Annotated in this window: 11 protein-coding genes and 1 pseudogene; 5 read left to right on the top strand and 7 right to left on the bottom strand. The window is 73.9% G+C overall.

The window, feature by feature from the left end; all coding sequences use genetic code 11:
* Positions 1–267, bottom strand: a 267-nt coding sequence (locus ABD308_RS26345) for a hypothetical protein (RefSeq protein ID WP_344339245.1), incomplete at its 3' end; no start/stop codon positions are given.
* A 506-nt stretch (positions 268–773) separates the two neighbouring features.
* On the opposite strand from ABD308_RS26345, the gene ABD308_RS26340 reads away from it, so the two are divergent.
* Positions 774–1,382, top strand: a complete 609-nt coding sequence (locus ABD308_RS26340) for a PadR family transcriptional regulator (RefSeq protein ID WP_344339241.1) — start codon at positions 774–776, stop codon at positions 1,380–1,382.
* Entirely contained in the window at positions 1,379–3,154 is a 1,776-nt protein-coding gene (locus ABD308_RS26335) for a sulfatase (protein WP_344339237.1), read from the top strand. The genes ABD308_RS26340 and ABD308_RS26335 overlap by 4 nt, the downstream gene beginning before the upstream one ends.
* A gap of 52 nt (positions 3,155–3,206) precedes the next feature.
* Here the strand turns inward: ABD308_RS26335 and ABD308_RS26330 are convergent, their stop codons facing one another.
* The 3 genes from ABD308_RS26330 to ABD308_RS26320 are packed head-to-tail and all read right to left on the bottom strand — an operon-like array spanning position 3,207 to position 6,588.
* Positions 3,207–3,944: a succinate dehydrogenase/fumarate reductase iron-sulfur subunit gene (locus tag ABD308_RS26330; RefSeq protein ID WP_344339234.1), complete on the bottom strand. Its 738-nt coding sequence runs from the start codon at positions 3,942–3,944 to the stop codon at positions 3,207–3,209.
* On the bottom strand, positions 3,941–5,887 hold the full coding sequence (locus tag ABD308_RS26325; protein ID WP_344339228.1) for a fumarate reductase/succinate dehydrogenase flavoprotein subunit: 1,947 nt from the start codon (positions 5,885–5,887) through the stop codon (positions 3,941–3,943). Before ABD308_RS26325 ends, ABD308_RS26330 begins: the two co-directional genes overlap by 4 nt.
* Complete coding sequence (locus ABD308_RS26320; protein WP_344339223.1) at positions 5,884–6,588, bottom strand: succinate dehydrogenase cytochrome b subunit; 705 nt, start codon at positions 6,586–6,588, stop codon at positions 5,884–5,886. The genes ABD308_RS26325 and ABD308_RS26320 overlap by 4 nt, the downstream gene beginning before the upstream one ends.
* 96 nt (positions 6,589–6,684) lie before the next feature.
* On the opposite strand from ABD308_RS26320, the gene ABD308_RS26315 reads away from it, so the two are divergent.
* The gene (locus tag ABD308_RS26315; RefSeq protein WP_344339220.1) at positions 6,685–7,605 is read left to right on the top strand and encodes a LysR family transcriptional regulator; all 921 of its coding nucleotides are present in this window, start codon (positions 6,685–6,687) and stop codon (positions 7,603–7,605) included.
* Positions 7,606–7,655: 50 nt separating this feature from the next.
* On the opposite strand, the gene ABD308_RS26310 is transcribed toward ABD308_RS26315, so the two are convergent.
* The gene (locus ABD308_RS26310) at positions 7,656–8,144 is read right to left on the bottom strand and encodes a glutathione peroxidase (protein WP_344339217.1); all 489 of its coding nucleotides are present in this window, start codon (positions 8,142–8,144) and stop codon (positions 7,656–7,658) included.
* 88 nt (positions 8,145–8,232) lie between these two features.
* Positions 8,233–8,733 carry a pyridoxamine 5'-phosphate oxidase family protein gene (locus ABD308_RS26305; protein WP_344339214.1) on the bottom strand — a complete coding sequence of 167 codons (501 nt, stop codon included), beginning with the start codon at positions 8,731–8,733 and terminating at the stop codon, positions 8,233–8,235.
* 721 nt (positions 8,734–9,454) lie between these two features.
* Here ABD308_RS26305 and ABD308_RS26300 point away from each other — a divergent pair.
* Positions 9,455–10,978, top strand: a complete 1,524-nt coding sequence (locus ABD308_RS26300; protein ID WP_425554851.1) for a SulP family inorganic anion transporter — start codon at positions 9,455–9,457, stop codon at positions 10,976–10,978.
* Between the two features lie 58 nt (positions 10,979–11,036).
* On the opposite strand, the gene ABD308_RS26295 is transcribed toward ABD308_RS26300, so the two are convergent.
* Positions 11,037–12,005, bottom strand: coding sequence for an ArsR family transcriptional regulator (locus ABD308_RS26295; RefSeq protein ID WP_344339212.1), 969 nt, complete (start codon positions 12,003–12,005; stop codon positions 11,037–11,039).
* 103 nt (positions 12,006–12,108) lie between these two features.
* On the opposite strand from ABD308_RS26295, the pseudogene ABD308_RS26290 reads away from it, so the two are divergent.
* Positions 12,109–12,529: pseudogene (locus ABD308_RS26290) on the top strand (alpha/beta hydrolase); the annotation flags it as partial.

The raw sequence follows: 12,529 nt of genomic DNA, 5'->3' as shown, positions 1-12,529 counted from the left end.
GGAGCGGGACCGCCGCGACACCGGCGGGCGCGAGGGACGGACGTCCGGCCGCCCGGCGGGCTCCTCGACGGGCGCGCCGGCCCGCGCCGCCCGGGCGGTCGCCAGCGCGATCCGCGCCAGCAGCGGGTCCTCCCGGACGCCCGCCGCGCGCTTCGCGGCCTGGCACCCGGCGCACCAGAGCGGCGAGGCGGGCCCGTCGGGATACGCCATCGCCTCCGGCGGCAGGTAGTGGCTGCCGCACTCGACGCATTCGAAGACCAGCCTCATCCGACGATCACCGTCCCGGATCCGTGACACCGACCGCAGGGCGACCAGAAGACGTGGATCTTGGGCACCATGCTTCCTTCCTCGTCCCGTTCGACCGTGGCTTCGGTCTTCTGGGTCCCCCCGGACCCGCCGCAACCGGAGCAGGCCTGGACCTCGGGCATATGCACACTCCTTTTCGGCGGGGACCACGGTAGCGCGAAATCCGGGGAGTCAGAACCGATCCTGACGAACAGTCGAAGAACGGGGCGTGCGCGCCCTACCCGCGCGACCCGCGTGCCCCGTGCGCCCCGCGCGCGCGTTCGAGGACGCCGGAGGAGCCGGTCCGCTCGGCGTCGACGGTGAACGGTGCCGGTTCCACCGGGACGGGTCCGGCGGCCAGCGGCAGGCGGCAGGCGTTCGCGACGGGGGGTTGACTTATGGGCCCCAGCTATAGCACTTTGCACCTAGGTGAGAATGCACCTAGAAGGAATGCAAGGAACCGGCGCACGCCGGGGAAGAGGGAACCGGTGAAGTTCGACCACGTCCTGCTGGGCCTGCTGGCCCTCCATCCGCGCAGCGGCTGGGACCTCAAGCAGTGGCTGGCGGGGGAGGGGCAGTTCGTCCGCTCCAACGCCCACCCGAGCCAGATCTACCGGCTGCTCAAGCGGATGGCCGAGCAGGGCTGGGTGGTCTACGAGACCGACCCGCGGGACGGGCGCCCGGACGCCAAGGTCTACCGGCTGACCGACGCCGGCCGGGCCGAGCTGATCCGCGAGGCCCACGCGCCGTACGAGCCGACCAGCCGCTTCCAGGACCCGGACTTCATGGCCAGGTTCTACTTCTCCGCCCAGCTCGCCCCGGAGCGGCTGCTCCCGCTGATCGACACCGAGCTCGCCTACCGCCGCCGTCAGGTGGCGGTCATGCGCCCCCGGGACCGCTCCCTGTCCTTCCCCGAGGATGCGCCGGAGACGGACGTCCAGCGGCTCCGGATGATCCGCGAACTCACCCACGAGTACGGCACCTCCGCCGTCGACGCCTGGCTCGACTGGCTGGAGCGCGTCCGCCGGCTGCTCGCCGACGGAACCATTCCCACCACCAGCCCCAGCCCCACCAGCAACGAGGAGACGCCCCGGTGAAAGCCGTCCTGGTCATGTTCGACAGCCTCAACCGCCGGTTCCTGCCGCCCTACGGCTGCGACTGGACCGTAGCGCCGAACTTCGCCCGCCTCGCCGCCCGCGCCGCCACCTTCGACAACTGCTACGGCGGCTCCATGCCCTGCATGCCGGCCCGCCGCGAGATGCACACCGGCCGCTACAACTTCCTGCACCGCTCCTGGGGCCCGCTGGAGCCCTTCGACGACTCCGTCCCGGACCTGCTGAGCAAGGCGGGCGTCTACACCCACCTGGTCACCGACCACCAGCACTACTGGGAGGACGGCGGCGCCACCTACCACAACCGCTACGACAGCTACGAGTTCTTCCGCGGCCAGGAGGGCGACAAGTGGAAGGGCCACGTCGCCGACCCGGAGATCCCCGAGACGCTCTCCCACCGGCTGGGCCCGATGTGGCGGCAGGACTGGGTCAACCGCCAGTACCTGGCCGACGTCGCCGACCACCCGCAGACCCGGACCTTCGACGCCGGCCTGGAGTTCATCGCCACCAACCGCGAGCAGGACCGCTGGTTCCTCCAGATCGAGTGCTTCGACCCGCACGAGCCGTTCTACTCCTACGCCGAGCACAAGAAGCACTACCCGCACGAGTGGGACGGCCCGCACTTCGACTGGCCCGACTACAAGCGGGTCACCGAGAGCCCGGAGGCCGTCGAGCACGCCCGCAACGAGTACGCCGCGCTGCTCACCATGTGCGACGACTCGCTCGGCCGCGTCCTGGACGCCTTCGACGAGCACGACCTGTGGGACGACACCCTGCTGGTCGTCTGCACCGACCACGGCCTGCTGCTCGGCGAGCGCGGCTGGTGGGGCAAGAACATCCAGCCCTGGTACGACGAGAACATCCACACCCCGCTGTTCGTCTGGGACCCGCGCAGCCGGGCCACCGGACGGCGCGCCTCCCTGGTCCAGACCGTCGACCTCGGGCCGACCCTGCTGGAGTACTTCGACGTCCCGCGCACCGCGGACATGCAGGGCCGCCCGCTCGTCGACACGGTCGCCGCCGACGCCCCGGTCCGCCCGCACGGCCTGTTCGGCGTCTTCGGCGGGCACGTCAACATCACCGACGGCCGCCACGTCTACATGCGGGCCAGCAAGGACCCGTCCAACCGGCCGCTGTTCGAGCACACCCTGATGCCCACCCACATGCGCGGCCACTTCACCCCGCAGGAGCTGGCCGGCGCCACCCTGGCCGGGCCGCTGCCGTTCACCAAGGGCGTGCCCGTGCTGCGGATGCCGGCCGCCCACTGGGGCAACCCGTACGCCTACGGCACCCTGCTGTTCGACCTGGAGACGGACCCGGGGCAGGAGCACCCGCTGGTCGACGACGAGCTGGAGCTGCGGATGGCCACGCTGCTCACCGAGGCCCTGCGCGAGGGCGACGCGCCCGCCGACCAGTTCGAACGGCTCGGCCTGCCGGCCGAGGGACCGGTCACCGCCGAGCACCTGCTGGTCCGCGTCCAGCGGCCGCAGGCGCTCGAAGCCGCCAAGCCGCTGCCGGCGCCGGAGGAGTTCCCGGACACCCCGCTCTCGGTGCACACCCCGCTGCGCGTGCTGCTGGCGGACGACACGGCGCGCGAGGCCGTCCTGGAGCGGCTGCCGATTCTGGCCAACGAGGGTCTGCGGGCGATGCTGGGCGGGGTCTCCCCGTACCGGATCGCCACGATGGGCCCGTTCCTCCGCCCGGCGGACCTGCGCGCCCTCGCCGACACCCTGGCCGCGCTGCCGGCCGACGCGTAACGGCACACGGCGCCCCTCCCCGACGGGGGGAGGGGCGCCGTAACCGCGGGTCTCAGCCCAGCGAGGCGCGCAGGAACTCGCGGTTCATCGCGGCGATGCTGGGCAGCGGGATGCCCTTGGGGCAGGCCGTCGCGCACTCGCCGGTGTTGGTGCAGCCGCCGAAGCCCTCGGCGTCCATCGTGGCCACCATGTCCCGCACCCGGGACCGGCGCTCCGGCGCGCCCTGCGGCAGCACGTTGAGGTGCACCACCTTGGCGGAGGTGAAGAGCATCGCCGACCCGTTGGGGCAGGCCGCCACGCAGGCCCCGCAGCCGATGCACTCGGCGTGCTCGAACGCGGTGTCGGCGGCCTCCTTGGGGACGGGCGTGGCGTGCGCCTCGGGCGCGCTGCCGGTCGGGGCGGTGATGTAGCCGCCGGCGCCGATGATCCGGTCGAAGGCGGAGCGGTCCACCACCAGGTCCTTGACCACCGGGAAGGCCGCCGCCCGCCAGGGCTCGACGTCGATGGTGTCGCCGTCCTGGAAGTGCCGCATGTGCAGCTGGCAGGTGGTGGTGCGCTCGGGCCCGTGCGCCTGGCCGTTGATGACCATGCCGCAGGCGCCGCAGATGCCCTCGCGGCAGTCGTGGTCGAAGGCGACGGGCGTGTCGCCCCGGGTGATCAGCTCCTCGTTGAGGGTGTCCAGCATCTCCAGGAAGGACATGTCCGGACTGATCCCGCTGACCTGGTAGGTGGTCATCGAGCCGGGCGTGTCGGGGCCCGCCTGGCGCCAGATCCGAAGGGTGAGGTTCACGCGTAGCTCCGCTGGGTGGGGTGGACGTACTCGAAGTCGAGGTGCTCGCGGTGCAGGACGGGTGCCCGCCCGGTGCCGGTGAACTCCCAGGCGGCGGCGTAGGAGAACTCCTCGTCCCGCCGGGCGGCCTCGCCGTCGGCGGTCTGGCTCTCGACGCGGAAGTGGCCGCCGCAGGACTCGGCGCGGTGCAGCGCGTCCAGGCACATCAGCTCGGCCAGCTCGAAGTAGTCGACCAGCCGGTTGGCCTTCTCCAGCGCCTGGTTGAGCTCCTGGCCGGTGCCGGGCACCTTGATCCGGCGCCAGAACTCGTCCCGCAGCTTGGGGATCCGCTCCAGCGCGCGGCGCAGCCCGGCCTCGTCGCGGGCCATTCCGCACTCGTCCCAGAGCAGTTCGCCGAGCTCGCGGTGGAAGGAGTCGGGCGTGCGGTCGCCGTCCACCGCGAGGATCAGGTTGAGCCGGTCGGTGACCTCGGCCTGGGCCGAGGCGATCTCCTCGTGGTCGGCCGGGACGGCGGGAAACCGCTCGCCGGCCAGGTAGTCGTTGAGCACCGGCGGCAGCACGAAGTAGCCGTCCGCCAGGCCCTGCATCAGCGCGCTCGCGCCGAGCCGGTTGGCGCCGTGGTCGGAGAAGTTGGCCTCGCCGATCGCGAACAGGCCCGGAACGGTCGTCCGCAGGTCGTAGTCGACCCAGAGGCCGCCCATGGTGTAGTGGATCGCCGGGAAGATCCGCATCGGCACCCGGTACGGGTCCTCGGCGGTGATCCGCTCGTACATCTCGAACAGGTTGCCGTACTTGGCCTCCACCGCGTCCCGCCCCATCCGGCGGATCGCGTCGGCGAAGTCCAGGTAGACCCCCTGCCCGCCGGGGCCGACGCCGCGGCCCTCGTCGCAGACGTTCTTGGCGGCCCGGGAGGCGATGTCGCGCGGCACCAGGTTGCCGAAGGCCGGGTAGATCCGCTCCAGGTAGTAGTCCCGCTCCTCCTCGGGGATCTCGGCCGGCGGGCGGGTGTCGCCCTTGGCCCTGGGAACCCAGATCCGGCCGTCGTTGCGCAGCGACTCGCTCATCAGGGTGAGCTTGGACTGGTGGTCGCCGGAGCGCGGGATGCAGGTCGGGTGGATCTGGGTGAAGCACGGGTTGGCGAAGTAGGCGCCGCGCCGGTGCGCCCGCCAGATCGCGGTGGCGTTGGAGTTCTTGGCGTTGGTGGAGAGGTAGAAGACGTTGCCGTAGCCGCCGGTGGCCAGCACCACGGCGTCGGCGGTGTGGGTGGTGATCTCGCCGGTGACCAGGTCGCGGGCGACGATGCCGCGCGCCCGGCCGTCGATCACCAGCAGGTCCAGCATCTCGGTGCGGGCGTGCATCTCCACGTTCCCCGCCGCGATCTGCCGCGACAGCGCCTGGTAGGCGCCCAGCAGCAGCTGCTGGCCGGTCTGGCCGCGGGCGTAGAACGTCCGGGAGACCTGCACGCCGCCGAACGAGCGGGTGTCCAGCAGGCCGCCGTACTCGCGGGCGAACGGCACGCCCTGGGCCACGCACTGGTCGATGATCTCCACCGACACCTGTGCCAGGCGGTGCACATTGGACTCGCGGGCGCGGAAGTCGCCGCCCTTGACCGTGTCGTAGAACAGCCGGCGGATCGAGTCGCCGTCGTTGCGGTAGTTCTTGGCGGCGTTGACGCCGCCCTGGGCGGCGATCGAGTGGGCCCGCCGGGGGGAGTCCTGGAAGCAGAACTGGACGACGCGGTAGCCCTGTTCGGCGAGCGTGGCGCCGGCCGCGCCGCCGGCCAGGCCGGTGCCCACCACGATCACCGTGTGCTTGCGCCGGTTCGCCGGGTTGACCAGCCTGGCCTCGAACCGCCGCTGGTCCCAGCGCCGCTCGATCGGCCCCGCGGGGGCCCGGGTGTCGGCGATCGGCTCGCCGACGGTGTAGTGCGGGTACTCGGTCACTTCACCACTCCGGTCATCACGGCCACGGGGACGGACAGGAATCCCGCGGTCAGCACCAGCGCCAGGCCGTTGGCGGTGAGCTTCAGCGCGCGGTCGCGGCGGGCGTTGTTGGCGCCCAGGGTCTGCGCCGCGCTCCAGAAGCCGTGCCGGACGTGCAGGCCGACGGCGAGCATCGCGACGACGTAGATCGCGCAGGAGTACCAGGTGCCGAAGGAGGCCACGATGTTCTGGTAGGGACGGCCGTGCTCGGCGGCGGGGTTCACGGTCAGCGTGGTCAGGTCCAGGATGTGCCAGACGATGAACAGCGCCAGGATCACCCCGCCCCAGCGCATCGTCCGGGTCGCGTAGCTCGCCCGCCGCCGCTGGTGGGCGTACTTGCCCGGGCGGGCGGCGAGGTCGCGCCGGCTGAGCTGGTACGCGGCCACGCCGTGCAGCAGGACGGCGGCCAGCAGGCCCACCCGGGCGATCCACAGGACCCACTCGTGCCCGAGGAAGGGCTGCCCGATGGTGCGCAGCCAGGCCGCGTAGCCGTTGATGTCGTCCGGACCGGAGAAGACCTTGAGGTTGCCGAGCATGTGGGCGACCAGGTACAGCAGCATGACCAGTCCGCTGACGGCCATGACCGCCTTCTTGCCGACGGTCGACCGCCACAGCGTCGCCAGGGTGGACGGGTGCCGGGCCGTCCGAGTCGCGGTTGTCATGGCGACAACGGTAGGGAGACGGGCGACGGTGCGTCCAAGACATGACGCGGCTGGCCACCATAGGCACCACCTATCGATGCGGCCTATCCTGGTCGCGTGCAGCTCCAGCAACTCCGCTACTTCGTGGCCGTCGCCGAGACCCGCCACTTCACCCGCGCGGCCGAGGCGGCACACGTCGCCCAGCCGTCCCTCTCGCAACAGATCCGCGCGCTGGAACGGGAGTTGGGCGCCGAGCTGTTCCACCGCACGCGCGGCAACATCGCGCTGACCGACGCCGGGGACGCCCTGCTGCCGCTCGCCCGGCGCATCCTCGCGGACACCGAGAGCGCCCGCCTCGCCGTCCAGGAGACCGTGCAGCTGCGGCGCGGCCGGGTGCGGCTCGGCGCGCCGCCGAGCCTGTGCACCAGCCTGGTGCCGGACGTCCTGCGGGTGTTCCGGGACCGCTACCCCGGCGTGGCGCTGGTGGTGCGCGAGGGCGGCTCGCGGGACCTGGTGCGCTCGCTGGCGGCGGGGGAGCTGGACCTCGCGCTGATCATCACCCCGCCGCGCGGGGAGGCGGCGCCGGCGCTGGCCGTCACCGGACTGCTGCACGAGGAGCTGGTGCTGGTCTCGGCCCGGCCTCGGGCCCGCCGCACGGTGCGGGTGGCGGAGCTGCGCGGGCGGCCGCTGGTGATGTTCCGCGAGGGCTACGACGTGCGGGAGGCCACTCTGGCGGCCTGCCGGGAGGCCGGTTTCGAGCCGGAGTTCGCCGTCGAGGGCGGGGAGATGGACGCGGTGCTCGGCTTCGTACGGGCCGGGCTCGGGCCGGCCGTGGTGCCCGGCATGGTCGCGCACCGCTCGGGCCTCGCCGTGACCCCCTTCGCCGGGCCCGGCCTGGGCCGCACCATCGCCGTCGCGCACGGCCACGAGGTGCCGCCGACCCGTGCGGCCGAGGCACTGCGGGCGACCCTGCTGGCGCACCTGCGCGACGCCGCCCGGGACGGCGAACTCCCGCCGGGCACCCGGCTGTTGTTGTAGCGCGGCGGGCCCGGGACGCGTCGCGCGCCCCGGGCCCGTCACGGGCGCGCTCAGCGGGGCAGCACGGCCTCGATCGCCGCGATCACCTCGTCCGCCTCCGGCTCGGTGCGCGGCCGGATCCGGGCGGCCACGGTGCCGTCCGGACCGACCAGGAACTTCTCGAAGTTCCAGGTCACGTCCCCGGCCTGGCCCTCGGCGTCGGCGGTCTCGGTCAGCCGCGCGTACAGCGGGTGCCGGTCCTCACCGTTCACCTCGGTCTTCTCGAACAGCGGGAAGGTCACGCCGTAGGTGGTGGAGCAGAAGGTCTGGATCTCCTCGGCGCTGCCCGGCTCCTGCCCGGCGAACTGGTTCGAGGGGAAGCCCAGCACGGTGAAGCCGCGCCCGGCGTACCGCGCCTGGAGCCGCTCCAGGCCGGCGTACTGCGGGGTCAGGCCGCACTTGGAGGCGACGTTGACGATCAGCAGCGCCTTGCCCTTGTAGTCGGCCAGCGAGGCGGACTCGCCGGACAGCGTGCGCAGCGGGATGTCGTACAGGCTCACGGTGGGGCCCCTTCGGAGGAGGTCGTCGGTGGTGCGGTGGCGGGCGGGCCCGCGCGGGTACGGTATCCCGCCCGGCCCGTCCACCTGCTCAACCGCGCCCGGACGGCGGCTGTTCCAGCGGGGGCCGCTGCGCCTCGGCGGACCGCTCCAGGGCGGCTATCCGCTCGGTGACGGCGGTGAAGTCGGCGCTGAGCCACCGCTCGGGCCGCATCCGGACGGTGACGTCCGCCGTCAACTGCTCGGCGGTGGCCAGCAGATAGGCGGCGGCGGTGGCGGGCGGCAGGTAGCGGTGGGCCAGCGCGGCGCGCTCGTCCGGGTCGACCCGGTCCTCGATCGCCACCACCGGCCCGGTCGCGCTCACGTAGCGGCAGGGCGGCTCCTCCTGCTGGACGCAGAGCGTGAACCGGCCCGCCGCCCGGATCCGGCGCGCCTTGACGGACGTCCGCCCGGTCAGCACGGTGAGCAGTCCGCCGGGCCGGTAGGCGTACCAGATCGGTACGGTCAGCGGGGCCCGGCCGGGTGCCTCGGCGACGGACAGGACGCCGACGTGCACGTCGGCCAGGAAGCGCTCGCACGCGGTACGGGTCATCGCGAAGGACACGGTGGGGCCTCCCGGACGGGAAGGGCCGCGCGCGGAGGGTGCGCGCGGGCGGTCCCTGGTACGTACCCGTACCGCCTGCGGACGGAACACCCGGCGGTGGGCGGGGCGGTGGACGGACGCGGTTCGTCCACCCGATCGACGGGCGAACGTCCGTACCCGTCCGAGGCCTGAATTCCGGCCGGGAAGCGTCCTCGGTGTGCCTCTCGCGTGAAGGAACGGTGTGCGAGGTTGGCCGCCCGCCGGCCGCTGGGTACCGTCGGTGGCACGCCGGACCCGTCATGGTTGCCATGTTCAACACGGGGTCACGGCAAGGGGGTTCGGGACCGTCCAGGGAGCGGGGGTGCTCCGGGCGTCCGGTCCCCGTGCAGCCCGCCCGTCGCGCCGGCCGGCCCGTCCCGCGCGTCCCAGCCGCCACCGCAGCACCGCAGCCACCAGCAGCACCTCGCAGCACCGCATCCGCAGCAACGCACCCGCGGCGATGCGCCGCCCGCGGCGCGCCGCCGTGCCGGGTGCGCGGAAGGAACCTCCTCATGCCTCGACGCTGTGCCCTGCCCGCCTGCCCCGCCGCTCCCGTTTCCGCCGCTCCCGCCGTCCCGACCGCGACGACCGCTACGGCCACGTCGACCGCTCCCGCCACGACGACCACTCCCGCCACGTCGGTCACTCCCGCCGCGACGACCTGTCCCGCTCCCCGGACGGCGGTGCGCCGGTGAAAGGCTCGCCCCTCCGCCGCCCGGCCGCCGTGCTGCGCGCCGTACCCTGGCGCCACGACCTGCCCGCCTCCCTGGTGGTCTTCCTGGTCGCCCTCCCGCTCTGCGTCGGCGTCGCCGTCGCCTCCGGCGTGCCCGCCGAACTCGGCCTGGTCACCGGCATCGTCGGCGGCCTGGTGGTCGGCGCGCTGCCCGGCAGCAGCCTCCAGGTCAGCGGCCCGGCCGCCGGCCTGACCGTCCTCGTCCACGAAGCCGTCCAGGAGTACGGCGCGGGCGCCCTCGGCGTCCTGGTCCTGCTCACCGGTCTGCTCCAACTCGCCATGGGAGCACTGAGGTTGGGTCGCTGGTTCCGTGCCATGTCGGCCTCCGTGGTGCACGGCATGCTGGCCGGCATCGGCCTGACCCTGGTGCTCGGCCAGCTGTACGCGCTCGCCGACCGCCGCGCCCCGGGGGCGGGGCCGGAGAAGATCGCCGGCCTCCCCGCGCTGCTGCGCGACGCCGCCACCGGGGCCGCCGACCCCAGCGCGGTGGCGCTCGGCGCGGCCACCCTGCTGGTGCTGGTCGCCTGGAAGTATCTTCCGCCGCGCCTCGCCCGCGCGCTGCCCGGCCCGCTCGGCGCCGTCGGCCTGGCCGCCGCCGTCACCGCCGTCGCCGACCTGCCGGTGGCCCGGGTCGAGGTGGCCGGCCTGCTCGACGTCGTCCGGTTGCCCGACCACGCCGCGCTCGGCGCCCTGGCCACCACGGCCGGCGTCGGCACCATCCTCGCCTTCACCCTGATCGCCTCCGCCGAGACGCTGTTCAGCGCCGCCGCCGTCGACCGGATGCACCACGGCCCGCGCACCCACTACGACCGCGAACTCACCGCCCAGGGCGTCGGCAACACCCTCTGCGGCCTGCTCGGCGCGCTCCCGATGACGGCCGTGATCGTCCGCAGCGCGACCAACGTCCAGGCCGGCGCCCGCACCAAGGCCTCCCGGGTGCTGCACGGCGGCTGGCTCCTGCTGTTCACCGCCCTGCTGCCGGGCGTGCTCGGCCTCGTCCCGCTGACCGCGCTGGCCGCCGTCCTGGTCCACGCGGGCGCCAAGCTCATCCCGGTGCGGCGGATCGTCGCGCTCTGCCGCGACCACCGGGGCGAGGCGGCGGTGCTCGTCGTCACCACCGTCTCGGTGATCACCACCGACCTGTTCGAAGGGGTGCTGATCGGCGTCGGACTGGCCGTGGTCAAGTCCGCCTGGCAGACCTCCCACCTGCAGATCGGCGTGGAGGAGCCGCCGTCCGCCCCCGGCGCGGGCGAGGCGCCCCTGCGGGTCAGGCTGAGCGGCAACGCGACCTTCCTGCGGCTGCCCCGGCTGCTGGACACCCTCGAACGCCTCCCGGCGGACCGCCCGGTCGAGCTCGACTGGTCCGGGCTGCGCCACCTGGACCACGCCTGCACCGTCGCCCTCACCACCTGGGCGGCCCAGCACCGCGCCCGCAGCTCAGCCCCGCTGGCGGTCGAGCCCCCGCTGCCGACCGTGGTCTGAACGCCCCCGCCGCTGTGACCGCGGACGCCCGCCCCGAGGGCTCGGTGCGGGTTCGCGGTCACAGCACGCGGGCGTCCTGCCGCAGCAACAGGCCGCCGAGCGTGGTGCGCCGGTGCAGGACCGCCTTGCCGGCCCGCGCACTGGAGATCAGTCCGGCGCCCCGAAGAGCCGCGGTGTGCGCCGAGACCGTGGCGGCGCTGACCCGGAGCCGCCGGGCGAGCTCGGTCGTGGTGCGCTCCTCGGCCAGCAGGTGCAGCAGCTCGACGCGGGTGTTCCCGATCACCTTGACCAGCGCTTCCGGACCCGCCGGGCCGTCGGGCCGCGGCAGCAGCCCGGCACCGGCCGGATACGTGACGGCGACCGGACGGCCGGGCAGGTCGGACAGCATTGGCCCGCCGGTCCAGTGGAAGGTGGGCAGGAGCAGCAGCCCGCGCCCGCCGAGGCGGACCTCCCGGGGCCGCCCCGGGAGCTCCCAGACGCCGCCGCGCAGGCGGGCACCGGGCAGCAGTCCGGCCAGCAGCGGGCCGACGCCGCCTTCGGCGAGTTGGACGGCCCGACGCACGAACTCCGCGTGGTGCAGGTCCTGCACCCGAGCCCAGACCGGGCCGAGCAGCACCTCGAACGCCGCGCGCTGAGCGCGCTGGACCAGGCGCCATGCCTCGGGGGCGCCCCCGCGCAGTTCGTGGACCCACGCCGGGGCGGGCGTGCGCACGGGTGCGTAGACCCGTTCCAGTTCGGCTCCGACCAGCTCGGCGGGGGCCGAACGGACCTGCTCCAGGGCCTCCGGGAGGGAGTCCGCCAGGGTGTCCAGGAAAATCGGCGCCCGCCCGGCCGGAACGAGGTCCGCGAGCGGGAGGGCCGCCTTCGGAAGAGCGCGCAGCGCCCGGCGCCGCCACGCCTCGTGGAGCGGCCCGCCGTCCTGGCCGACCATCGTCGTGAGCGCCGCGTTGAGCTCCTGGAGCGGTGCCGGCCGAGGCGCGAGGCCGACCCGGGCGAAGTCGTCCGGGGTGAAGTGGATCCGGAGCACGGCGCCTCCTCGGGTGTCGGCCCCATCGGGTCGGGGGCGCCATCCTTGAGCCTCAAACCTAAACGATCGCCGGTGGCGGTCCGGGCGGAGCAGCATGCGCCGCATGACCCATGACTTCCCGATGAGCCGACGTACCGTCACCGCGGCCCTGCTGGCGGGCCCCGTCGCGTCGTTGCTCGGCGCCGGTGGCCGCGCCCACGCCGGCCCCCGGACCACCGCCAAGGCCGCGGCCCGGCCACCTGGTGAGGCCGTACCCGTCCTGCCCGGGCCCACCGGCCGCCACCGGGTGGGGTGCCGGCCGGTCCACCTCGTCGACGACTCCCGGCGCGACCCCTGGGATCCCGCGATCCCCGTGCGGGAGCTCATGCTGACGGTCTTCTACCCCGCCCGCGACGTCACCGGCCTGGCACCGGCTCCGCAGCTGCCGCCGCAGGCCGCGGCCTGGTTCGGACGGATCGTCCCGCTCACTCCGCTCCACCTGCCCGCCGAGGGCGTGGACTGGGGCGCCACCCGGTCCCACGCCT

The organism is Kitasatospora putterlickiae, from assembly GCF_039527695.1.
GTDB lineage: Bacteria > Actinomycetota > Actinomycetes > Streptomycetales > Streptomycetaceae > Kitasatospora > Kitasatospora putterlickiae.
The sequence above is the reverse complement of the archived record's forward strand: the minus strand, read 5'-3'. Positions and strand labels throughout refer to the sequence as shown.